18 protein-coding genes and 1 pseudogene are annotated in these 23607 nt (G+C 72.0%); 9 read left to right on the top strand and 10 right to left on the bottom strand.

Features of this window, described 5'->3' with window-relative positions:
* The first annotated feature begins 66 nt into the window (after window positions 1–66).
* Window positions 67–633: a DJ-1/PfpI family protein gene (locus AQJ58_RS00095; RefSeq protein ID WP_067243601.1), complete on the top strand. Its 567-nt coding sequence runs from the start codon at window positions 67–69 to the stop codon at window positions 631–633.
* A 556-nt stretch (window positions 634–1189) separates the two neighbouring features.
* Here the strand turns inward: AQJ58_RS00095 and AQJ58_RS00090 are convergent.
* Window positions 1190–1861: an HAD family hydrolase gene (locus tag AQJ58_RS00090; RefSeq protein WP_067243599.1), complete on the bottom strand. Its 672-nt coding sequence runs from the start codon at window positions 1859–1861 to the stop codon at window positions 1190–1192.
* A 47-nt stretch (window positions 1862–1908) separates the two neighbouring features.
* Window positions 1909–2424 carry a DUF6912 family protein gene (locus AQJ58_RS00085; RefSeq protein WP_067243597.1) on the bottom strand — a complete coding sequence of 172 codons (516 nt, stop codon included), beginning with the start codon at window positions 2422–2424 and terminating at the stop codon, window positions 1909–1911.
* A 339-nt stretch (window positions 2425–2763) separates the two neighbouring features.
* Here AQJ58_RS00085 and AQJ58_RS40245 point away from each other — a divergent pair, with 339 nt between their 5' ends.
* Entirely contained in the window at window positions 2764–3411 is a 648-nt protein-coding gene (locus AQJ58_RS40245) for an Rv3235 family protein (protein ID WP_234359918.1), read from the top strand.
* 87 nt (window positions 3412–3498) lie between these two features.
* Here the strand turns inward: AQJ58_RS40245 and secA are convergent, their stop codons facing one another.
* Complete coding sequence (secA, locus tag AQJ58_RS00075) at window positions 3499–6342, bottom strand: preprotein translocase subunit SecA (RefSeq protein WP_067243594.1); 2844 nt, start codon at window positions 6340–6342, stop codon at window positions 3499–3501.
* A 347-nt stretch (window positions 6343–6689) separates the two neighbouring features.
* On the opposite strand from secA, the gene AQJ58_RS00070 reads away from it, so the two are divergent.
* Together AQJ58_RS00070 and AQJ58_RS00065 are read left to right on the top strand one after the other, a co-directional pair.
* The gene (locus tag AQJ58_RS00070; RefSeq protein WP_067243592.1) at window positions 6690–7271 is read left to right on the top strand and encodes a GNAT family N-acetyltransferase; all 582 of its coding nucleotides are present in this window, start codon (window positions 6690–6692) and stop codon (window positions 7269–7271) included.
* 71 nt (window positions 7272–7342) lie between these two features.
* A complete protein-coding gene (locus AQJ58_RS00065) occupies window positions 7343–8527 on the top strand; it encodes a winged helix-turn-helix domain-containing protein (protein WP_067243590.1) in 1185 nt (394 codons plus the stop codon).
* A gap of 6 nt (window positions 8528–8533) precedes the next feature.
* Here the strand turns inward: AQJ58_RS00065 and AQJ58_RS00060 are convergent, their stop codons facing one another.
* The 7 genes and pseudogenes from AQJ58_RS00060 to mtnA form a co-directional block, all read right to left on the bottom strand.
* Window positions 8534–9280, bottom strand: a complete 747-nt coding sequence (locus AQJ58_RS00060) for a response regulator (RefSeq protein WP_055638882.1) — start codon at window positions 9278–9280, stop codon at window positions 8534–8536.
* Window positions 9281–9492: 212 nt separating this feature from the next.
* On the bottom strand, window positions 9493–10185 hold the full coding sequence (gene hpf, locus AQJ58_RS00055; protein ID WP_055638881.1) for a ribosome hibernation-promoting factor, HPF/YfiA family: 693 nt from the start codon (window positions 10183–10185) through the stop codon (window positions 9493–9495).
* Window positions 10186–11032: 847 nt separating this feature from the next.
* A pseudogene (locus AQJ58_RS44145) lies at window positions 11033–11728 on the bottom strand (ComF family protein); the annotation flags it as partial.
* Window positions 11729–11905: 177 nt separating this feature from the next.
* Window positions 11906–13744, bottom strand: a complete 1839-nt coding sequence (locus AQJ58_RS00045) for an LpqB family beta-propeller domain-containing protein (protein ID WP_067243588.1) — start codon at window positions 13742–13744, stop codon at window positions 11906–11908.
* A complete protein-coding gene (gene mtrB / locus AQJ58_RS00040) occupies window positions 13734–15884 on the bottom strand; it encodes an MtrAB system histidine kinase MtrB (protein ID WP_067243586.1) in 2151 nt (716 codons plus the stop codon). The genes AQJ58_RS00045 and mtrB overlap by 11 nt, the downstream gene beginning before the upstream one ends.
* A 1-nt stretch (window position 15885) precedes the next feature.
* Window positions 15886–16575: a two-component system response regulator MtrA gene (mtrA, locus tag AQJ58_RS00035; RefSeq protein WP_187283109.1), complete on the bottom strand. Its 690-nt coding sequence runs from the start codon at window positions 16573–16575 to the stop codon at window positions 15886–15888.
* 114 nt (window positions 16576–16689) lie between these two features.
* Window positions 16690–17832, bottom strand: coding sequence for an S-methyl-5-thioribose-1-phosphate isomerase (gene mtnA / locus AQJ58_RS00030; protein WP_067243584.1), 1143 nt, complete (start codon window positions 17830–17832; stop codon window positions 16690–16692).
* Between the two features lie 140 nt (window positions 17833–17972).
* Here mtnA and AQJ58_RS00025 point away from each other — a divergent pair, with 140 nt between their 5' ends.
* From AQJ58_RS00025 to AQJ58_RS00005, 5 genes are read left to right on the top strand one after another with little or no spacing between them, the layout of a single operon-like run.
* Window positions 17973–19328: a glycerophosphoryl diester phosphodiesterase membrane domain-containing protein gene (locus tag AQJ58_RS00025; protein WP_067243582.1), complete on the top strand. Its 1356-nt coding sequence runs from the start codon at window positions 17973–17975 to the stop codon at window positions 19326–19328.
* A gap of 4 nt (window positions 19329–19332) precedes the next feature.
* On the top strand, window positions 19333–20064 hold the full coding sequence (locus tag AQJ58_RS00020) for a DUF4129 domain-containing protein (protein ID WP_067243581.1): 732 nt from the start codon (window positions 19333–19335) through the stop codon (window positions 20062–20064).
* Window positions 20061–21257, top strand: coding sequence for a DUF4350 domain-containing protein (locus tag AQJ58_RS00015; protein WP_067243579.1), 1197 nt, complete (start codon window positions 20061–20063; stop codon window positions 21255–21257). The genes AQJ58_RS00020 and AQJ58_RS00015 overlap by 4 nt, the downstream gene beginning before the upstream one ends.
* Window positions 21257–22246, top strand: a complete 990-nt coding sequence (locus AQJ58_RS00010; RefSeq protein WP_107121931.1) for an AAA family ATPase — start codon at window positions 21257–21259, stop codon at window positions 22244–22246. Before AQJ58_RS00015 ends, AQJ58_RS00010 begins: the two co-directional genes overlap by 1 nt.
* On the top strand, window positions 22246–23556 hold the full coding sequence (locus AQJ58_RS00005) for a DUF58 domain-containing protein (protein ID WP_067243575.1): 1311 nt from the start codon (window positions 22246–22248) through the stop codon (window positions 23554–23556). The genes AQJ58_RS00010 and AQJ58_RS00005 overlap by 1 nt, the downstream gene beginning before the upstream one ends.
* Window positions 23557–23607 lie beyond the last annotated feature (51 nt).

The raw sequence follows: 23607 nt of genomic DNA, 5'->3' as shown, positions 1-23607 counted from the left end.
GGGCGCGAGACCCTGAGGGGGGAGCGCCCCCGAGAGGGGAAGCGCCCCCGAGAGAGGAGCCGCACCATGTCCGCGAAGATCCTCATCGTCACCGGCGACGCGGCGGAGTCCCTGGAAGTCCTCTACCCCTACCAGCGCCTGCGCGAAGAGGGCTACGAGGTGCACATCGCCGCCCCCACCCGCAAGACGCTCCGCTTCGTCGTCCACGACTTCGAAGCCGGCTTCGACACCTACACCGAGAAACCCGGCTACACCTGGCCCGCCGACCTCGCCTTCTCCGAGGTCGACCCCGGGCAGTACGCCGCCCTCGTCATCCCCGGCGGCCGCGCACCCGAGTATCTGCGCAACGACCCCGAACTCCGCAAGATCCTCAAGTCGTTCTTCGACGGCGACAAACCCGTCGCCCAGATCTGCCACGGCCCGCTGCTCACCGCCGCGTCCGACGCCCTGCAGGGGCGGCGCGTCACGGCGTACCCCGCGCTGGAGCTCGACATGCAGTCGGCCGGCGCGACTTTCCAGGACAGCGAGGCGGTGGTCGACGGCACCCTCGTCTCGGCCCGCGCCTGGCCCGACCACCCGGCCTGGATGCGGGCGTTCCTGAAGATACTCCGGGAGAAGGCTCCGGCCGGCTGACCGGGGCTGGGGGTACGGCGTTGGCCGCTCGGGGGGCAGTCAGTTGGGGGCGCCGGTCTTCAGGGGCGCCGTCATCCCGGGGACGCCGGCCTTCGGGAGGCGTCGGCATCCTGACCGCGCCGGCCTCCCGGGGCGGTCAGCTGGCTGGGGGCGCCGGCCTTCGGGGGCGCCGGCCTTCGGGGGGGGCGTCGGCGTCCGGGGCGCGCCGGCCTTCCGGGGCGGTCAGCTGGCTGGGGGCGCCGGCCTTCGGGGGCGCCGGCCTTCGGGGGGGCGCCGGCATCCGGGCCGCGCCGACCTTCCGGCCGCGCCGGTTCCCCAAAGGGGGCCCGTCTCCCGGGGGTGGTCAGCCAGTCGGCGGCGCCTGCTCTCAGGGGGCTACCTCCGATGGCGACAGCCTTCTGGGCTGCCTGCCGTCCGGATGCCTGCCTCCGGGGGTCCCCCCCCCAGGGGGGATAAGGAAGCCGGGGCGCCGGTCTCCCGGGAGGCGGCCGGCCAGCCGGGGGGGCGCCAGCCCCCAGGGGACGCCGCGGCCTCCAGCGCGAGGGCCGCTAGACCGTCATGCGGCCGCCCGTGAGGCGACCTCCACCGCCTCCGCGAGGGTGTCCACCACGGGAACGCCCACCGCCTCCAGGCTCGCCCGGCTGTGCGAACCGCCGGTGTAGAGCACGGCCCGCGCCCCCGCGTGGAGCGCCGCCACCGCGTCGTCGGCGGCGTCCCCGATCACCACGGTCCGGGCGGGGTCCACCGACTTCCCGAGCGCGGCCAGATGCCGCACCATGTGCTCCGCCTTGCTGCCCCCGGACGGCCCGACCCGGCCGTCCACGCGCACGAAGTGCGGTTCGATGCCGAAACCCCGCACCACAGGCACCAGTTCCTCGTGCAGGTACATGCTCAGCAGCGACTGGCTGTGCCCCGCCGAACGCCACCCCGTGAGCAGTTCCACCACCCCGTCGGTGAGCCCGCACCGCACCCGGTGCTGCGCGTAGTACCGGTGGAAGACCTCGTCCATGAGCTCCCACTCGGCGTCCGTCGGGAGCCGCCCCATGAGCCGCTCGTAGAACTTCGGCACCGGCACGCAGTACAGCGCCCGGTACCGCTCCAGCGTCAGCGGCTCCAGGCCCAGTTCGGCGAACGCCGCGTTCGTCGCCCCTATGATCGCGTCGTTGTCATCGAGCAGCGTCCCGTTCCAGTCCCAGACGATGTGCGCCGCCACCTGCTGCTTCCCCATGCGGCAAACGTACCCGCCCGCACCGGCGCTCAAGAGCGGAGGCGCCGTCAGCCGCCCGCGCCGACCAGGTTCGGGATCTCCTGCGTGGCGAACCACAGCAGCTCGTGGTCCTCGGCGCCGTCCACCACGAACTGCGCGTCGTCGTCCCCGCCGTCCGCCGCGGCGAGCGCCTCCGCCGCCGCGGCCACGTCCGCCTCCGCGTCCCCGGCGTCGACGTGCACCGAGGCCGCCTTCGCCAGCGTCACGACCCCCGACACCCGCACCTCGCCGAGCGCCGCCGGGTCCAGCCCCCGGTCGGGGTCCACCCCGGTCGCGCGGTCGGGTACGTCGACGGCGACCACGACCCTGCGGCGCGGCGCGCCCCCGTCCGCCGCGAGCAGCCGCAGCGAGGCGAGGGCGGCCCGGCTCAGCGCCGCGTACTCCAGTTCCTCGATGTCGTCGGAGAGATACCACTCGCGCAACGCGGGCGTGACGGCGTAGGCGACGAGCGGCCCGGACCCCAGCTCCCCCGTCTTGTGCGCCTCGGCGAGGCCGGGGAGGGTCAGGGGGACGTAGACGCGCATGGCAGGCCGCTCTTTTCGTCGTCGGATTCGGCCCGGGCGCTCGGCCCGGAGGCCTTCAGGATACGTGCGGCCGTCCCCTTTCGGGCCCCTCCCCGCAGACGCCGCAGCGTCCACCCCACGCCCCGGAATTCACCCTGCACACCGCCCCCACCGGGGCTTTCCCCTGCCTCGACCACCCTGATAGGTGAACCGCCCGCCATCCTCGCCACTACCCTCCGCCCCCTTGCCCTCACACAGCGCAACCACGTACAAGATCGGCAACGGCAAGTTACCGATCGGTAGAAGGTCGGGGCCGCCCACCCATCAAGTCGATCCGACGGGGACACGATGAACAAGGTCATGACGAGGAAGCACGCCCCTGCCCCCCGAACCGCCCCCGCACCTGTCACCGGCGAAACAGCGGGCAGCCGCGCCACCGGGGCGGCACGGGCGGGCACAGCGGCACCCGCACCAGCCGGCACCCGCCCACCCGCCACCGCACCCGCCACCGCCGGCACCCGCCCACCGGGCCGCCGCGACCCCCGCCGCCCCGCGGGCACCCCACCCCGCACCCGCCAGGCCCACGCCCCCGCGACCCGCCGCCCGGCCCCCGCAGCCACCGCGCCCGCCCCGAGCCCCCAGCGCCCCTCTCCCGCCCCGCCACAGCCCCGCCCCACCGATCTCTTCGCCGACCGCCTCCTCGCGGTCCTCAGCGGCCGACGCCCCGTCCACTCGATGCTCCGCCACACCCTCGGCAGCGCCTACGACGACCTCTCCCACCTCGCCGAACGCGGCCCCCTGCGCACCACCCGCGGCGCCGGCCCGACCGTCCGCGACATCGGCTACTACGTCCCCCGCCCCGGCGCCATCGAGGCCTTCGCCCGCATCGGCACCGGTGACCGACTGCGCGCCATGGCCTTCCGCCTGGAACTCGGCACCGACCACCGCTGGCGCTGCACCGCCGTCGAACTCGACGGCCCCCGCAGGCCCCGCGACCAGGACGACTGAGCCCCACCCGAGAACGCCCCCCGGGGCCGCGGACACGCGAAAGGGCCGGGTCACCCGAGGCGACCCGGCCCTCATCACGACTGACGGCTACTTCTTGCGACGACCCCGCGCCTTCGCCTGCTTGCGGCGCTCCGCGCGCGTGAGACCGTCGGCCTCGGAGCGCACCGGCTCGTCCTCGTCGTCGAATTCACCCTCGATGGTGCCGCCCTCGCCGTCCACCGTCGGCGCCGAGAAGTGCAGGTTCCGCCGCTGCGGGGCGTCCAGCCCCTTGGCACGGATCTCCGGACGCGCACCCGCCTGCGCCGGCACCACGTCCTGCTTGTCCAGGTCGACCGGCTCGGCGTCCGTGACCGGAACCTCCTCGACCTGCTGCTCGACCTGAACCTCCAGGTTGAACAGGTAGCCGACCGACTCCTCCTTGATGCCGTCCATCATCGCGGAGAACATGTCGAAGCCCTCACGCTGGTACTCCACCAGCGGGTCCTTCTGCGCCATCGCGCGCAGACCGATGCCCTCCTGGAGGTAGTCCATCTCGTAGAGGTGCTCACGCCACTTGCGGTCCAGCACCGACAGCACGACCCGGCGCTCCAGCTCCCGCATGATCTCGGAGCCGAGCTGCGCCTCACGCGCCTCGTACTGCTCGTGGATGTCGTCCTTGATGGACTCGGAGATGAACTCGGCCGTCAGACCCGCCCGGTCACCGGCCGCCTCCTCCAGCTCCTCCACCGTGATCTTCACCGGGTACAGCTGCTTGAACGCGCCCCACAGCCGGTCCAGGTCCCAGTCCTCCGGGAAGCCCTCGGCCGTCTCCGCGGAGACGTACGCGTCGATCGTGTCGTCCATGAAGTGCACGACCTGCTCCTGCAGGTCCTCGCCCTCCAGCACCCGACGACGCTCGCCGTAGATGACCTCACGCTGCCGGTTGAGGACCTCGTCGTACTTCAGGACGTTCTTACGGGTCTCGAAGTTCTGCTGCTCGACCTGCGACTGCGCCGACGCGATCGCACGCGTGACCATCTTGTTCTCGATCGGCACGTCGTCCGGGACGTTCGCCATCGACATCACGCGCTCGACCATCTGCGCCTTGAACAGACGCATCAGGTCGTCACCCAGCGACAGGTAGAACCGCGACTCGCCCGGGTCGCCCTGCCGGCCCGAACGACCACGCAGCTGGTTGTCGATACGACGCGACTCGTGCCGCTCCGTACCCAGCACATACAGCCCGCCGAGCTCCTCGACCTCTTCCTTCTCCGCCTTGACGGCCTGCTCGGCCTTCTCCAGAGCGGCGGGAAGCGCGTGCGCCCACTCCTCGATGTGCTCCTCGGGGTCCAGGCCGCGCTGGCGCAGCTCCGCCTCCGCGAGGTCCTCGGGGTTGCCGCCGAGCTTGATGTCCGTACCACGGCCGGCCATGTTGGTGGCCACCGTCACCGCGCCCCTGCGGCCCGCCTGGGCGACGATCGACGCCTCCCGCTCGTGGTGCTTGGCGTTCAGCACCTCGTGCTGGATGCCCCGCTTGGAGAGCTGCTGCGAGAGGTACTCCGACTTCTCGACGGACGTCGTGCCGACGAGGATCGGCTGACCCTTCTCGTGCTTCTCCGCGATGTCGTCGACGACCGCCTCGAACTTGGCGACCTCGGTGCGGTAGATCAGGTCCGACTGGTCCTTGCGGATCATCGGCTTGTTCGTCGGGATCGGCACCACGCCGAGCTTGTAGATCTGGTGGAACTCGGCGGCCTCGGTCATCGCCGTACCGGTCATGCCGGACAGACCGGGCACTTCCTTGCCGTCGTGGTCGTGCCGCTTGTAGAGGCGGAAGAAGTTCTGCAGGGTGATCGTCGCGAGCGTCTGGTTCTCGTCCTTGATGTCCACCCCTTCCTTCGCCTCGATCGCCTGGTGCATGCCCTCGTTGTAGCGGCGGCCGGCGAGGATACGGCCGGTGTGCTCGTCGACGATCATGACTTCGCCGTCCATGACGACGTAGTCCTTGTCCTTCTTGAAGAGCTCCTTCGCCTTGATGGCGTTGTTCAGGTAGCCCACCAGAGGCGTGTTCACCGACTCGTAGAGGTTGTCGATGCCCAGCCAGTCCTCGACCTTGCCGACACCGGCCTCGTGGATGGCGACCGTGCGCTTCTTCTCGTCGACGTCGTAGTCGCCGGTCTCCTCCAGGCCCTTCAGCGGGTTGCCCGCCTCGCCCTTCTTCAGACGCAGCACCAGCTTGGCGAAATCGCCGTACCACTTCGTCGCCTGGTCGGCCGGACCCGAGATGATCAGCGGCGTACGCGCCTCGTCGACCAGGATCGAGTCGACCTCGTCCACGATCGCGAAGTTGTGGCCCCGCTGCACCAGCTCGTCCTTCGCCCACGCCATGTTGTCGCGCAGGTAGTCGAAGCCGAACTCGTTGTTCGTGCCGTACGTGATGTCGCACGCGTACTGCTCGCGCCGCTGGGCCGGCGTCATGTTGGCCAGGATGCAGCCGACTTCCAGACCCAGGAACTTGTGGACGCGCCCCATCATCTCGGAGTCGCGCTCGGCCAGGTAGTCGTTGACCGTGATCAGGTGGACGCCCTTGCCGGACAGGGCGTTCAGATAAGCGGGCAGCGTGCCGACGAGGGTCTTGCCCTCACCGGTCTTCATCTCGGCCACATAGCCGAGGTGCAGGGCCGCACCACCCATGATCTGCACGTCGTAGTGACGCTGGCCCAGCACACGCTTCGCCGCCTCACGCACGGTGGCGAACGCCTCGGGCAGCAGGTCGTCCAGCGACTCTCCGTCGGCGTACCGCTGCTTGTACTCCTCGGTGAGAGCTCGCAGCTCGGCGTCGGAGAGGTCGACGAAGTCCTCTTCGATGGAGTTGACCTGGTCCGCGATGCGGTGCAGCTTGCGCAGGATCTTGCCTTCGCCTGCACGCATGATCTTCGAGAGGACGGACACGGGGGTTGGTCTCCTTGCCGGTCGGGCCTGGCACGGTCGGTTTCCATTTGACTCACTGAGCAACGGCCATCGTATGCGAGGACCCCGCCACGCCGGGAGGCCCGCCATGACGAGGACCGCACACTGTCGCGCACACGCGCCAAAATCTTCTTCAAACGGGACAACGTCCGGCCCCCGCCGATGGTGCCGCCCCCCGCCCATGAATTGCGCGAATCGTGATCACCCGCTCACGCCCCGCACAACCGGCACGACCGCCCCGGCCGGGAAGGGGTCATCGACCGCGCGGCAGGGGCACACCCCCCGCAAACCGATGGCGCCCGCCCACCGGAGCCCACCACAATCTCCCGATGGAGCCCGTCACCCTCACAACCGACCGCCTGGTGCTGCGCCCCGTCGGCGCCCAGGACACCGACGCCGTCCTCGCCGCCGCCCAGGACCCCGACATCCAGCGCTGGACCACCCTCCCCTCCCCCTACCTCCCCGAACACGCCCACAGCTTCACCGAACAGGTCGCCCCCGACGGCTGGGCCGACGCCTCCATGTACACCTTCGGCGTGTTCCTCCCCGACGGAACCCTCACCGGAATGCTCGGCCTCACCATGCGCTCCCTCGGCACCGCCGAGATCGGCTTCTGGACCGCCAAGGAACACCGCGGCCAGGGCTACACCACCGAGGCCGCCCGCGCCGCCACCCGCTGGGCCTTCACCCACCTCGCCGTCGACCGCGTCGAATGGCGCGCCGAAGTCGGCAACCAGGCCTCCCGCGCGGTCGCCCGCGCCGCCGGCTTCACCCTGGAGGGCACCCTCCGCTCGGCCCTCAACAACAAAGGCGTACGACGCGACTGCTGGGTCGGCTCCCTCCTCCCCTGCGACCTCGGCCTGCCCTCGGCCGCCCCCTACCTGCCGCCACCGGCCCGGCACACGCCGTAGGAACACCCTCCTCGCCGGACGAATCCCCAGCTCACCCCGGACTGTCAGTGCCACCGCCTATCGTGCGGGACATGACGACCCCGCGCCCCAGCACCGAGCTCTCCGCAGACGAAGCCCGCCGGATCGCCCTGCGCGCCCAGGGCTTCCTCGGCAGCCCCGACCGCAGGGCCGGCGTCCGCGGCGTCCTCCGCCACCTCGGCGCGGTCCAACTCGACACCATCTCCGTCCTCGCCCGCTCCCACGAACTGATCCCCTACGCCCGCCTCGGACGCGTGGGCCGGGCAGCCGTCGAGGACGCCTACTGGAAGGACACCCACGCCTTCGAGTACTGGTCCCACGCCGCCTGCATCCTCCCCATCGAGGAGTGGCCCCACTTCGCCTTCCGCCGCCGCGCCTACCGGAACCGGCCCCAGTGGCACCACGACCTCCCCGAGGGCACCTACGACCAGGTCCTCAAACAGCTCCGCGCCGAGGGCCCCCTCACCGCCACCGAACTCGGCGGCGCGAAGAAGACCAGCGAATGGTGGGACTGGTCCGGCACCAAGGTCGCCGTGGAACGCGCCCTGATGTACGGCGAAGTCGTCTGCGTGACGCGCCGCGGCTGGAAACGTGTCTACGACCTCGCCGAGCGCGCCGTCCCCGCCGACCTGCTGCACGACGAACTCGACGACACCGAGTGCCTGCGCCGCCTGGTCCGCCTCGCCGGCCAGTCCCTCGGCGTCGGCACGCGCGCGGACATCGCCGACTACCACCGCCTCAAGGGCGAACAGGTCGACGCGGTGATCGCCGACTCGGGCCTGGTCCCGGTCACCGTCGAGGGCTGGGGCAAGCCGGCCTGGGCCGACCCGGCGGCCCTGGCGACCCCGCCGCGCGGCCGCCACCGCACCACCCTGCTGTCCCCGTTCGACTCCCTCATCTGGGAACGGGCCCGCACCGAGCGGATCTTCGGCTTCACCCACCGCCTGGAGGCCTACGTCCCCAAGCCCAAGCGGATCCACGGCTACTTCGCGATGCCCGTCCTGGCCGGCGGCCGGCTCGTGGGCCGCGTCGACCCGGCCCGCGAGGGCCACACCCTGGTCGCCAGACAGGTCGGCCTGCACAGCCCCAAGGCGGTGCCGGCGGTCGCCGAGGCACTGGTCGAGGCGGCGAGCTGGGTCGACTGCACGGACGTACGGGTGGAACGGGTCGACGCGCCGGAACTGCGCGACCCCCTCACCCAAGCGGTGACCCGCGCCCTGGCCACCGCCCTGCGCTGAACGACCTCAGCGGATCTCGAGGATCTTCTCCCGCATCGCGTACACCACCGCCTCCATCCTGGAGTGCAGCTGCAGCTTCTCCAGGATGTTGCGCACATGGTTCTTCACGGTGTTCTCGGAGATGAACAGCTCCTTGGCGATGTCCCGGTTGTTCATCCCGGTCGCCACCAGCTTGAGCACCTCCAGCTCACGGTCCGTCAGCCGGGGCGCGGGCACCAGCCGGCGCTCGTCGGTGCGCTGGATCATCGACTTGAACTCGGTGAGCAGCTTCGACGCCATCGACGGGCTGATCTGCGACTGCCCGTCCGCGACCGCCCGGATCGCGGTGGCGACCTCGTCCGTCGAGATCTCCTTCAGCAGATAGCCCGTCGCACCCGCCTTGATCGCGTCGTAGAGGTCGGCCTCCTCGTCGCTGATCGTCAGCATGATGATCTTCGCGCTGGGAGCCACCTCCTTGATGGAGGTGCACGCCTCGATACCGCCGCGCTTGGGCATCCGCACATCCATCAGCACGATGTCCGGCAGCAGATCGGCCGCCTTGTCCACGGCCTCCGCGCCGTCCCCGGCCTCACCGACGACCTGGATGTCCTCCTCGGCCGCGAGCACGATCTCCAGCCCCCGGCGGAACAAGGCGTGGTCGTCCACGACAAGGACTCTGATCGGCTCCTTGCGTGAAGCACCCGCGTCCGGGCCCATGCCGACGACGCCGTCGTCGGCATCCTCGTCCCGCATCGGTCCGAAGCTGTCCGCCATCGTTCCTCCCCCTGCAAGGCTGCGGCTGTGGTCCTGAGCCAGCGCCAACCCAAGGCTGCGGCCCACCGATTGGGCCGCACCGGCCATGATTCCATGCCCGTGCGACAAAGCGGTGACAGAGCGCTGCCCCTGGGGGTCGCGCACGGGTGCCCCTGGGGGCGCACACAGCGCTCCAGGGGCACAACCGCGTCAACCACTGTCACCGGGCAGGGTCAGCCGCCCAGCGCCCCGCCCGCCTCGGGAGAGTGCGCCTGGGCGACCATGGGGTCCGTGTCGAGGTGGATCACGCCGTAGTCGTAGGCGTGGCGCCGGTAGACGACGCTCGGCTGCTTGGTCTCGGAGTCGACGAACAGATAGAAGTCATGGCCGACCAGCTCCATCTCGTAGAGGGCCTGGTCGAGAGTCATCGGAGCGGCGACGTGGGTCTTCTCCCGGACCACGAGGGGGCCGTCGCCCTGCACCTCCAGCGAACCGATCTTCTTTGTCGGCACGCTGTCCGACGCTTCGGCCGGAACGGGGTGTCCGTTGCCGTTGAGCGTCGCCACGCCCGGGACGTGGTCGGGAACCTCTGCCGCGCTGAGCCGGCGTGCGCCACGGCGCGTGTACCGCTTGTCGTGCTGCTTGCGCAGCTGGGCGTCCAGCTTCTCCGCCGCCAGGTCGAGTGCCGCATACGGGTCGCTGGCCGCGGCCTCCGCCCGGATCACAGGGCCGCGGGAGCGGAGCGTGATCTCCACTCGCTCGCACCGGTCGGCCTGTCGGGGGTTGGGCTCCTTGGACACCTCGACGTCGAGGCTGATCACCTTGCCGTCGAGCTTCTGGATCTTCTCCAGGTTCAGCTTCTCGGCCACGTGCTTGCGGAACCGCTCGGGCACCTCGGTCTTGCGGCCCTTGACGACGATGTCCACGCAGAACTCCGTTCCCGGATCACTCCGCCTCAGTGCGGAGCGTCTCCCTTTTGCACCAGGCTCCGGTGAGCACCGGAACCGCGGACTTGGTGACTTCCACCTCCTCCTCCCCCATCGGCGAGATCTACACCCCAGGTGCGGCGGACGATTCCCCAAACCGCAGCACGGCATTCGGAAATGAGAGGTGTGGCCTGCGGCTTTCCCTCACAACCGAACATATCTCGCTGGGACGGATGTCGTCACCCTCTACTGCGCCATACCTCCGTTCAGGTGAATTGACCCTGTCATTAGCTGCAACGACGCAACTTCGCAGTCAGTTCCGGTTTATTACGAAGGAATCCGGCGACGCAGCGACCACGGCCGCGCAGAGCACGTCACCGCCACGTGCCGCCCGCGCACCTCCCTCCGCCGTCCGGAACCGCCGTACCCCTCTCCCTTCCCGACCGTCCCCGAGGTACACGGCCGACCCACCACGACCACCCCCGAAGTCCGCCTCGGGACGGAGATCCCTCGCCCGGACCGGGCCGTCCCCGGGACCGCGAATCCTCGTCGGCCCCGGGCCGCCCTCCGGACGACCTCTCATCGGGTACGAGCCGCCCTCCGGTCCGGGACGCACCGCCGACCCGGGACGCACCGCCGGCCCGGGGACGCCGTGCGCGCCGGGGTAGCCCGTCGCGTCGAGGACGCCGTCCGCACCGTGAAGCCCGGGCACCCCGAGGACCGCCTGCACGCCGGGTACCCCCGTCGCCCCGCTGGCCGCCGGCCCGCCCAAGCCCGTCACACCGAGGGCACCGCGCGCGCATCCGGCAGTCGTCCCGTACTGCGCCTGCGCCTGCCCCTGCCCCTGCCCCTGCCCCTGCCCCAGAGGCTCCGCCGCCGTCGCGGCCCGTACCGCCCGCGCCGCCTCCGCGAGCGAGGCACCCGTCGTCATCAGGTCGTCGACGAGCACCACCGGCCCACCGCACAGCAACCGCCCGCCCCCGCGCACCACCGCCAGCGCGCCGACCAGGTTCTCCTGCCGCTCACGCGCGTTCAGCCCCGTCTGGTCGGCCACCGCCCGGCGCTGCCGCAGCACCGGGGCCACCCGCGCCCGCACCCCGGCCCGGCGCAGCTCCCCGGCCGCCGCCAGCGCGATACGGCGGGCGGGGTCGTGGCCTCGGGCGCGGGTGGCGGCGGGGGCGGAGGGGACGGGGACCAGGAGGAGAAGGGGAGGCGGGGGCGGGGGCCCCTCCCCCTCCCCCACCCCCGCCTCCCCCAACCCCACCCGCACCGCCCCCGCCACAGCCACCCCCAGCACCCCCGCCAGCCCCAGCCCGCCCCTTTCCTTGTGCGCCAGCAGCACCGCCCTGATCTCGTCCGCGTAGGGCGCCGCCGCGTGCACGGCGGGGAGCCCTGCCGGTTCCGGTTCCGGTCGTACCCGCCGCGGTCGGTTTCCGAGGAGCGCGCCCCGGCACCGCGGGCAGAGTGCCGTACGGGCCCGCCCGCAGCCCGCGCACTCGGCCGGCAGCACCAGGCCGGCGATCTCCTGCCACCACCTGCGCACTCCGTCCACGTCTTCACTGTGCCGGGGGAAGAGGGTGGCGGCCACCCTTGTGGAAAACCGTGGAGGGGGACCTGTGGAAAACCGACCGGTAAGTAAGATAAAAGGCCGGCCTGGCTCTCCTCAGAGCCCGGCCGGCCTAATCGGAGGACCACTCCGGAAAGGCGGACGCCGAAGGGATCACCCCGGATAAAACGCCGTCGAGGCGGTTTCCTTCAGGGTGCGCCACCCGCTCCCGCCGGGCAGCCACAGCAGCCCGTCCTTGGAGGTCGCGAAGAGGGGTTTGTCGCTGTTCTCGGAGGCGGCGATGCTGGTGACCTCGGTGAGGCCGGGCAGGGTGCCGGACTCGGGGATCGAGCCGTCGCACTGCATGTACTGCACCTGTTCGACGCCGCCGGACTCCTGCCCGACCACGACGAGACGGCTGTCGCCGGCCCATGCCACGGCCGTGACCTCCTCGAGTTCGGGTGTGGCGGAGCGCAGTTCCTGTACGGACACGGACGGCTGGTCACCGCTGCCCGCGGCCCGTTCGATGCGCCCGATGAGCAGGCTCTGCTTGCCGTCCTTGTCCACGACGAGTGCGATGCGCGCCCCGTCGGCGGCGACCCGTACGGCGTTGATACGGCCGTCCAGCCGCGGCGTGAGCACCTCGACGGGTTTGCCGCCGCCCTTCTGCAGGAGCAGGAGCCGGGGGGCGACCGGGTTGCGGTCGGCGATCCACAGGTCGCCCTGTGCGTCCCAGGTGGGGGTGGTGAGGCGGTCGGCCTCGGTCCTGCCGGTGCTGGTGAGGACGGGGTCACCGAGGGAGGCGCTGGCCACGGTGGAGGTGACGTACAGGCTCCGGCCGTCGAGGGAGACTCCGGCGGCGCTGTGTTCGTCGCGGGCCACGGCCACCGAGAGCAGTGGTTTGGTGCCGTCGCCGAGCGCTCCGGGGACGGGGTCGGCCTTGGCGTTGCCGTCGGCGCCTGCGCCGGAGGGCATGCGACGGAGCTGGTGGCGTCCGTCGATGAAGTAGAGGTACTCGGGGTCGGCCTCGCTGCCGCGGGTGGCGACGCCCGCGGCGGCGTCGCCGCCCAGCGAGCACAGCTGGCGGCCGCCTGCCCGCAGGGCGACCTCCTGCACGGTGGGGGTGACGCTCTGGATGGTGAACAGCAGCTGGGCGGCCATCTCGGCGCACTTGCCCCGGCCGATGTGGGCGGCCTTGTCGTTGAGCGGCACGGTCAGCTTGTTCTGGTCGTCGGGCGCGAGCGCGCTGACGCCCTTCCGCAGTGCGGTGCCGGTGGGGAAGCTGGATCGGACGACGGGGCGGAGCCAGCTGGTGGGACCGCTGAGCAGGGAGCGGACCATCTGGGTCGTGGGGTCGACCCGTTCCCGTACGTAGACGGGGTCGGCGACGGCCATGGGCTGCCCGGAGGCGGCGGAGGTGGTGTTGGAGGCGAAGTAGTACTTGTTGACGGACATGTAGTTCCGCTGGAAGTCCGACTTGCCCATGACGACCCCCTGGGGGAGTACGTCGATGCGCCACTGTTCGGTCTTCTTGTCGCGGGTGAGGTGCACCGTCTGGTTGTAGCCGCCGGAGGCGGGTGTGTAGGACTGCTGGGCGTCGACGGTGGCGACCTTCGTACCGGTCAGGGTGAAGGAGGTGTCGCCGCCGTCCCGGCCGCCCGACCGTCCGGCCTCCGCGCCGGGTCCGTCGGCGAGGACGGTGGTGGAGAGCTCCGGCTGCCAGCTCTGGGCCGCGGAGCTGGTCAGATACTGCCGGGCCGTCGCAAAGCTGGGGTCGTCGCTGGTCAGGGCCTCGAGGAAGCCCTGGACGATCTCGGAGGGCGGAGCGTCGTCGCGGGGCGGCATGGCGAACACCCGTACCTGCGTGTCCTGGCGCGGTGTGGACTCGACGTCACGCAGGTCGCCGCGGTCGGGCATGGAGGCGCATCCGGCGAGCAGTACGGCGCCACAGGCGGCGTACGCCACCACGCGCGCCGGTGTGCGCCGGTCGCGCTTCTGGCGGTCAGCGCCCACGGAATGCCTCCCCTTGTTCGTCCGGACCCTGCGGTCCGGCATCCGGCCGGCCAGGGGTGTCGCCGGATGCCGTGTCCTTGCGCGTCACGTCTCTGCCCACCGCGCCCCTGTGCCCCGCGTCCCTGTGCCCCGCGTCGGCGCGTGCCGCGGCGGTGCCGTCGGCGGGTTCGTCGCTGGTCCGGGTGGCCGGGGCGGCGGGCCGGGCCACGACGCGTGCGCCGTTGCCGGGCAGGGCGGTCGGGTCGGCAGTGGGGGTCACCGTGGCCGTGCGGGGTGCCAGCGGGGCGTGTGCGGATGAGAGGGGTTCGCGGGCGGGCTGCACGGGTACGGTGGCGCTCTTCTCGCCGCCCCTGCCGCCCTGTCCCAGGTCACCGAGGCCGCGGTTGCGCCGCGAGTCCTTGGGTTCCAGGGGTATCGGCGAGCCCCGCAGGGGTTCGTCGGCGGTCCTGGGCAGGGTGAGGCGGAACTGTGAGCCGCCGCCGGGTTCGCCCCAGGCCTGCAGCCAGCCGCCGTGCAGCCGGGCGTCCTCCAGGGCGATGGACAGTCCGAGGCCCGTGCCGCCGGTGGTACGCGCGCGTGCCGGATCGGCGCGCCAGAAGCGGCTGAAGACGCGGGTGGCCTCACCGGGCTTGAGTCCGACGCCGTAGTCGCGTACGGCGACGGCGACGGCCCCGCCGGCCGCGGCGAGCTTGACGACGACGTCCTTGCCCTCGCCGTGCTCGACGGCGTTGACGACGAGATTGCGCAGGACCCGCTCGACGCGCCGGGCGTCCGCCTCGGCGACGACGGGCTGCTGGTCGCCGAGGACGCGGATGGTCGTGCCCTTGCGGTCGGCGAGGGGCGCGGCGCCGCTGACGACGCGCCGGACGACCTCGCGCAGGTCGATGGGTTCGGCCTCCAGGGCGGCAGCGCCGGCGTCGAAGCGGCTGATCTCCAGCAGGTCGGCGAGCAGGGACTCGAAGCGGTCGAGCTGGTCGGCGAGGAGTTCCGCGGACCGCGCGGTGACGGGGTCGAAGTCCTCACGCGCCTCGTGGATGACGTCGGCGGCCATCCGTACGGTGGTCAGCGGTGTGCGCAGCTCGTGCGACACATCGGACACGAAGCGCCGCTGCATGCGGGAGAGGTCCTCCAGCTGCTGGATCTTGAGCTGGAGGTTCTGCGCCATCTTGTTGAAGGCCTCCCCGAGGCGGGCGATGTCGTCCTCTCCGGTGACCTTCATACGTTCCTGCAGACGCCCGGCGGAGAGCCGTTCGGCGATGCCCGCGGCCATGCGGACCGGTGTGACGACCTGCCGTACGACGAGCCAGGCGATCGCGCCGAGGAGGACGACGACGAAGAGCCCGGCGGTCGCGAGGGTGCCCTTGACGAGGCTGAGGGACTTCTCCTCCTGGGTGAGCGGGAAGAGGTAGTACAGCTCGTAGGGGTCGCCGTTGGGGTCGTTGAGCTGTTTGCCGATGACGAGGGCCGGCTGGGATTCCTTGTCGTTGCTGTAGAGGATGCGGGAGTAGCTCTGGGCTGCTCCGGCGTTGCCGTTGATGTGGTCGCGCAGGGCTTCGGGGACGCTCTTGTTGGGGTCGACGTAGCCGGAGGACCGGGGTCCCGGTCCGCCGCCGCTGTCGTCGCCCGGGGGGAGGGTGACGACGTCGAAGGCGCCCTGGCCGCCGCTGGACAGCGACGACACGAGTTCGCTCATCCACTCGGTGACGTTCTGCAGGGAGCTTCTGTCGACGGCGTTCCCGTCGCCGCCCGCGGCGACCGCCTCGTCGGCCTTCTGTTTGGCGACGGCGAATCCGCCGGCGGCCTGGCCCTGGGAGGCCTTGACCTTGGCGTCGAGCAGTCCGTTGCGCACCTGCCCGATGACGACGAAGCCGAGCAGCAGGACGACGCCCAGCGACATCAGCAGGGTGGTCGCGACGACCTTGAGCTGGATGTTGCGGCGCCACAGCCGCATGACGGGCAGCAGCGGCCGGCGTACCCAGCGCAGGAGCAGGCGCAGGATCGGGCTGCCCTGCATCCCGCCCTGGAGCAGCCCGCCTTCGAGGAGGCGTCCGAAGCGTGAATCCATGGTCTTCCGGCCGACAGGCCGCTCCGGTCGGACCCCGGACCGGCCGGGGGCCGAAGCGGCACTGTCCCCGGGCATGTCAGCTCGGCCCCGCCTTGTATCCGACGCCTCGGACGGTCACCACGATCTCCGGGCGCTCGGGGTCCTTCTCGACCTTGGAGCGCAGCCGCTGGACGTGGACGTTGACGAGGCGGGTGTCGGCGGCGTGCCGGTAACCCCACACCTGTTCGAGGAGGACTTCGCGGGTGAAGACCTGCCACGGCTTGCGCGCCAGCGCGACCAGCAGGTCGAACTCCAGCGGCGTCAACGCGATGGACTGCCCGTCGCGCTTCACGGAGTGTCCGGCGACGTCGATCACGAGGTCACCGATCGCCAACTGCTCCGGCGCCGGCTCCTCCGACCTGCGCAGCCTCGCCCGGATGCGGGCGACGAGCTCCTTCGGCTTGAACGGCTTGACGATGTAGTCGTCGGCGCCGGACTCCAGCCCGACGACCACGTCGACGGTGTCGCTCTTCGCCGTGAGCATCACGATCGGCACACCGGACTCGGCCCGGATCAGGCGGCAGACCTCGATGCCGTCCCGTCCGGGCAGCATCAGGTCCAGCAGCACCAGATCGGGCTTCGCCTCCCGGAACGCGGCCAGCGCCTTGTCACCGTCGGCTACGAAAGACGGCTCAAAACCTTCACCACGCAGCACGATGCCGAGCATCTCGGCCAGTGCGGTGTCGTCGTCGACGACAAGGACTCGTCCCTTCATAAACGACATCATCCCATTCTCATAACGGTGAAGGTGACGCAGGTGAGAAGCCTCACCGCCCGGTGACGATAGTCGTACGGGACCGTCACTGTCTGCCCTCGCCGACAGACCGTGATCTCCAGGGCATCAGGCACCCGTCCCCGGACGGGCCCTCGCGCAGAGTTCGGCGAGCCCTTCGGCGGTCACCGGCGACACCACGCCCTCCTCCGTCACGATCGCCGTCACCAGCTCCGGCGGCGTCACGTCGAACGCCGGGTTGTACGCCTGGGTGCCCAGCGGCGCCACCGGTATCCCGCCTCCCGCGCCCGTCACCGGCGCCTGCGGCGCCGTCACCTCGGTCACCTCGAACCCGGGGCGCTGCTCGACCTCGATCGCCGCCCCGCTCGCCGTGTGCGGGTCGACGGTCGTCACCGGCGCGACCACGATGAACGGCACATGGTGGTACCGCGCGAGCACCGCGAGCGGATAGCTCCCCACCTTGTTCGCCACCGAGCCGTCGGCCGCGATCCGGTCCGCCCCGATCAGCACCGCGTCCACCTCGCCCGCCGCGAACAGCGAGCCTGCCGCGTTGTCCGTCAGCAGGGTGTACGCCATACCACTGCGCGCCGCCTCGTACGCGGTGAGGCGGGCGCCCTGCAGCAGCGGACGGGTCTCGTCCACCCACAGCCGCCGCAGCCTCCCCACGCGGTGCGCGGCCAGCGCGACGGCGAACGCCGTCCCCTCCCCGCCCGACACCAGCGCGCCGGTGTTGCAGTGCGTGAGGATGCGGTGCCCGCCTCCGGGCAGCAGCTCGTCCAGGAGCGCCAGCCCGTGCCCGGCCATCCGGGTGCTGGCCTCGGCGTCCTCCCGGTGCAGTCGCCGTGCCGCAGCCAGCGCGGCCTGCGCCCCCTGTGCCGGACCGGCTCCGCCCGCCAGCTCCGCCCGGTAGGCGGCCCGCGCCCGGTTCACCCCGAGGGACAGGTTCACCGCGGTGGGCCGTGCTCCCGCCAGCGCGGTGGCCGCCTCCTCCACGTCGAAGCCCCGGGCGGCGGCGAGCGCGACGCCGTACGCCCCGGCGATGCCGAGCAGCGGCGCCCCTCGCACGGCCAGCGAACGGATCGCCTCCACCAGCGCCGACGCGTCCGTACAGACCAGTTCGACCTCCTCGGCCGGCAGCCTCGTCTGGTCGAGAAGCACCAGCACGGGGCCTTCGGGTGGTTCTTCCCAACGGATCGCCGGTATCTCGGCCTGCCGCTTGTCCTCACCGGATTGCGCGTACTGATCAGCCATGCGGTCAGTCTGCCCCGAGTCCGGCGGACAATTGAAGGTGTGCAGCCCTTACCGCGGCCGGTCTCCTCATGACCACCCCATGGCACGATGGCAGCCAACCTGCCGCCGCGCCCGCGGACGGGCATCGTGAAGGAGCGACGATGAAAGACACTCCGGGCTGGGCCTCGCCCGGATCCGCCCCGTCCGACGGGCGGGAGCCCGGCGCGTCCGACCCCGCTGACCAGCCCGCCCACGCGCAGCCCGAGGGCCAGTCGGCCGCGAATCCACCGGACCCCCAAGCGAAGTGGTCCAAGGAGCAGCCGCCCCCCGGCCCGTGGTCCGCGCCCGCAGGCCCCCAGCAGCCGGGCCAGGCCGCTCCGCAGAACCCCCTCCAGCCTCCGCCGCCACCGCCCGGCCCCGGCTGGGGCGGCCGCCCGCCCGCCGGCCCGTACGGCGGTGCCCCCCACGGCCACCCGGGCTACGCCCCCTACCCGGCCTGGGGCAACGGCTGGGGCGGCCCCCCGCCCGCGGCCAAGCCCGGTGTGATCCCGCTGCGCCCCCTCGGCGTCGGCGAGATCCTCGACGGCGCGGTCACCACGATGCGCACCTACTGGCGCACGGTGCTGGGCATCTCGCTGACCGTCGCGATCGTCACCGAGGTCATCGTCGTCCTGCTCCAGGGCCTGGTCCTCGACCACACCACGGACACCTCCGCCCTCAGCGACCCGAGCGCCACCCTCGACGAGCAGACCCGCGCCATGGGCGACGTCATGCTCAACTCCGGGGTCCTGCTGCTGGTCTCGCTGGTCGGCACCATCTTCGCGACCGCCCTGCTCACGGCCGTCATCAGCCGTGCGGTCCTCGGCAAGCCCGCCACCCTCCAGGACGCCTGGCGCGATGCCCGTCCCCGGATCCCCCGGCTGTTCGGGCTGATCTTCCTGCTGCTGCTCATCGCGGGCGCGGTGGGCGCCGCAGGCGCGCTGCCCGGCATCCTGGCGAGCGCCGCCGGGGCCGGCGAGGGCGGGGTCGCGCTGTCGGTCCTCGGCACCTTCGTCGCGGTCTTCGTCGCCCTGTGGCTGCTGGTCCGGCTCTCCCTCTCCTCGCCCGCGCTGATGCTGGAGAAGCAGAGCATCACGAAGGCGATGGGCCGCTCCGCCAAACTCGTCCGCGGCTCCTGGTGGCGGGTCTTCGGCATCCAGCTGCTCGCCCTGATCATCGCGAACATCGTCGCGACGATCGTCCTCGTCCCCTTCGCCTTCGCCGGCGCCGCGATGAGCGACAGCGGCATCGGCAGCCTCGTCGACGGCACGGGCGACTACGGCTGGACCTACCTGATCGTCAGCGGCATCGGCTCGGTGATCGGCTCCATGATCACCTTCCCGATCGCGGCCGGAGTCGTCGTCCTCCTCTACATCGACCAGCGCATCCGCCGCGAGGCCCTCGACCTCGACCTGGCCCGCGCCGCCGGTGTCCAGGGCTACGGCTCCCCCGACCCCGGCACCACCTCGGGGAGCTGATGCGGTGAGCCTGACGGGGGGTACCCTCACCGCGCCCTCACTTCCGCACGGCACACTCGTCCGCTCCGACGACACGCCTCCGCTGACCATCCCCCGCGATCCCGCGCGCGAGGCGGCCCGACGCGAGCTGTCCGAACGCCTGTACCACGAGCACGACCCCAGCCTCCTCCAGCGCGCCCTCACCACCCTCTGGGACTGGATCGGCGACCTGTTCGCCACAGCGTCCGGCGCCACCCCCGGAGGCATCGTCGGCGTGCTGGTGGTCCTCGCGGCCGTCGTGGCCGTGGTGGGCGCCCTGTGGTGGCGCCTGGGCACCCCCCGCCGCCAACCCGCCTCTACCGCCGCCCTGTTCGACGACCGCCCCCGCACCGCCGCCGAACACCGGGCCGCCGCCGAGGCGCACGCCTCCCAGGGCCACTGGAGCCAGGCCCTCCAGGAACGCATGCGCGCGGTCGTCCGCTCCCTCGAAGAACGCGCGCTCCTCGACACCCGCCCCGGCCGCACCGCCGACGAGGCCGCCGCAGAGGCCGGCCGCACCCTCCCCGGCCACAGCGACCGACTCCACACCGCCGCCCGCGTCTTCGACGACGTGACGTACGGAGGCCGCCCGGCGACCGAGCAGGCGTACCGCCGCATCGCCGAACTCGACCTCGACCTGGAGCGCGCCAAACCCCTGCTCACCACCCGCAGCACCGCCGACGCGGCCCCCACCACCCGCCGGGGAGCCGCCGGATGACCACCGAGGCCACGCTCCCCGCCACCGCGACCTCGCCCACCGTCCGCCACCTGTGGACCCGCGCGCGAGGAGTGGCCTTCGCCGTCACGCTCCTCCTGGCGGCCGGCGTCGCACTCGCCGTCCTGCGCTCCGACGCCCGGCACGGCACCCTCGACCCCCGCTCCGCCGACCCCTACGGCAGCCGCGCCGTCGCCGAACTCCTCGCCGACCGGGGCGTCTCCACCCGTGTCGTCACCACCCTCGCCGAGGCCCGCGCCGCCACCGGCCCCGACACCACCCTCCTGGTCGCCGCCCCCGACCTTCTGACGGAGCGCCAGCAGCAGGACCTGCGTGCCACGACCTCCGGCTCCGGCGGCCGCACCGTCCTCATCGCTCCCGGCAGCCCCTCCGTCTCCACCCTCGCCCCCGGGGTCACCGCGGACCCGGCCGCCAGCCGCGGCTCCGCCCTCGCCCCCGACTGCGCCCTCCCCGAGGCCCGACGCGCCGGCACCGCCGAGACCGGCGGCATCCGCTACAGCACCCGCCACCTCGACGCCGACATGTGCTACCCCAGCCGGCGACTGGCCACCCTCCTGCGCATCCCGGACCCTTCCGGCGGCGGCGACACCCTCGTCATCGGCGCACCCGACATCCTCTACAACACCCGACTCGACCAGCAGGGCAACGCCTCGCTCGCCCTTCAACTCCTCGGCTCCCGCCGCCATCTGACCTGGTACCTCCCCTCGCTCTCCGACACCTCCGCCACCGAACCCGGCGACGAGAAATCCTTCTTCGACCTGCTGCCCTCGGGCTGGCTCTGGGGCACCCTGCAACTCTTCGTCGCGGCAGCGCTCGCCGCCCTCTGGCGGGCACGCCGACTCGGCCCGCTCGTACCCGAGAAACTCCCCGTGGCGATCCGCGCCTCGGAAACCGTCGAAGGCCGCGCCCGCCTCTACCGCGCAGCCCGCGCCCGCGACCGCGCGGCCACCGCTCTTCGCTCCACCACCCGCACCCGACTGGCCCCCCTCGTAGGCATCCCCGTCACCCAGGCACACATGCCCGAAGCACTCCTGCCCGCCCTGTCCGCCCGCCTCCCCTCCGGCGGACAGCCCCTGCACTCCCTTCTCTTCGGCCCGCCGCCCAGCGACGACACGGCCCTCATCGCACTCGCCGACCAACTCGACGCCCTCGAAAGAGAGGTACGCCGTCCATGATGGACCCGACCACTGACAACGCCGGGAACACCGGGGACCCGGGCCGCGCCCGCGCCTCCCTGGAAGCCCTGCGCGCCGAGATCTCCAAGGCCGTGGTCGGCCAGGACCCCGCCGTGACCGGCCTCGTCGTCGCTCTTCTGTGCCGCGGACACGTTCTCCTTGAAGGAGTCCCCGGAGTGGCCAAGACGTTGCTCGTCCGCGCCCTCGCCTCCGCACTCGAACTCGACACCAAGCGCGTCCAGTTCACCCCCGACCTCATGCCCGGCGACATCACGGGCTCGCTCGTCTACGACGCGCGCACCGCCGAGTTCTCCTTCCAGCCCGGCCCGGTCTTCACCCACCTCCTCCTCGCCGACGAGATCAACCGCACCCCGCCGAAGACGCAGTCCTCCCTCCTGGAGGCCATGGAGGAACGGCAGGTCACCGTCGACGGCACCCCCCGCCCCCTGCCCGACCCGTTCCTCGTCGCCGCGACCCAGAACCCCGTCGAGTACGAGGGCACCTACCCCCTCCCCGAAGCCCAACTCGACCGCTTCCTCCTCAAACTGACGCTCCCTCTCCCCTCCCGCCAGGAAGAGATCGACGTCCTCACCCGCCACGCCGAAGGCTTCAACCCGCGCGACCTCCACGCCGCCGGCGTACGCCCCGTCGCCGGACCGGCAGACCTGGAAGCGGCCCGCGCGGCCGTCGCCAAGACGACCATCTCCCCCGAGATCACCGCGTACGTCGTCGACATCTGCCGCGCCACCCGCGAATCCCCCTCGCTCACCCTCGGCGTGTCACCGCGCGGCGCCACAGCCCTCCTCGCCACGTCCCGTGCCTGGGCCTGGCTCACCGGCCGCGACTACGTCATCCCCGACGACGTCAAAGCCCTCGCCCTCCCCACCCTCCGCCACCGCGTCCAGCTCCGCCCGGAAGCCGAAATGGAAGGCGTGACGGCCGACTCCGTCATCACCGCACTCCTCGCCCACGTCCCCGTCCCCCGCTGATGGCACTCACCGGACGCGCCGCCCTGCTCGCGGCCCTCGGCGCCCTCCCCGTCGGCCTCTGGGACCCCAGTTGGACAGGCATCCTCGCCGTCAACGCCCCCCTGGCCCTGGCCTGTGCCTGCGACTACGCCCTGGCAGCCCCCGTACGCCCCCTGCGCCTCACCCGCTCCGGTGACACCACCGCACGCCTCGGTGAGCCCGCGGACGTCACCCTGACCCTCACCAACCCCTCCCGACGCCCGCTGCGCGCCCGCATCCGCGACGGCTGGCCGCCCAGCAGCTGGCAGCCCGGCACAGAAACCGAGGCGTCCCGCCACCAGCTGACCGTCCCCGCCGGCGAGCGCCGCCGCATCACCACCCGCCTGCGCCCCACCCGCCGCGGCGACCGCCGAGCCGACCGCGTGACCATCCGCTCCTACGGCCCCCTCGGCCTCCTCGCCCGTCAAGGCACCCACAAGGTTCCCTGGACGGTACGCGTCCTGCCCCCGTTCACCAGCCGCAAGCACCTCCCCTCGAAACTCGCCCGCCTCCGCGAACTGGACGGCCGCACCAGCGCCCTCACCCGCGGCGAGGGCACCGAATTCGACAGCCTGCGCGCATACGTCCCCGGCGACGACACGCGCTCCATCGACTGGCGCGCCACGGCCCGCCACTCCACGGTCGCCGTCCGCACATGGCGCCCGGAACGCGACCGCCACATCCTCCTGGTCCTGGACACCGGCCGCACGTCGGCCGCACGTGTCGGCGACGCCCCCCGTCTCGACGCCTCCATGGACGCCGCCCTCCTCCTCGCCGCCCTGGCCTCCCGCGCAGGCGACCGCGTCGACCTCCTCGCCTACGACCGGAGGGTCCGCGCCCTTGTGCAGGGCCGCTCGGCCCGTGACGTCCTGCCCTCCCTCGTCGACGCCATGGCCCCCCTCGAACCCGAACTGGTCGAGACGGACGCCAGGACCCTCACCACCACAGCGCTCCGTACGGCTCCCCGCCGGTCCCTCATCGTCCTGCTGACCACACTCGACGCCGCCCCGGTCGAGGAAGGCCTCCTCCCGGTCCTCCCTCGACTCACCCAGCGCCACACCGTTCTCGTCGCGTCGGTCGCCGACCCCCACATCGCCCGCATGGCCACCTTCCGCGGCAGTGCCGACGCGGTGTACGACGCCGCATCCGCCGCCCAGGCCCAGACCGAACGCCATCGCACAGCCGAACAACTCCGCCGGCACGGAGTCACCGTCGTGGACGCGACCCCCGACGACCTCGCCCCGGCCCTCGCGGACGCCTACCTTGCGCTGAAGGCAGCGGGACGACTATGAGAAAAGCGGGCTCGCCATGGAGTCCGCGGGAATGAGCGTCCAAATGTCCTG

The organism is Streptomyces sp. DSM 15324 (assembly GCF_001514285.1).
In the GTDB taxonomy this organism is placed as follows: domain Bacteria; phylum Actinomycetota; class Actinomycetes; order Streptomycetales; family Streptomycetaceae; genus Streptomyces.
The sequence above is the reverse complement of the archived record's forward strand: the minus strand, read 5'-3'. Positions and strand labels throughout refer to the sequence as shown.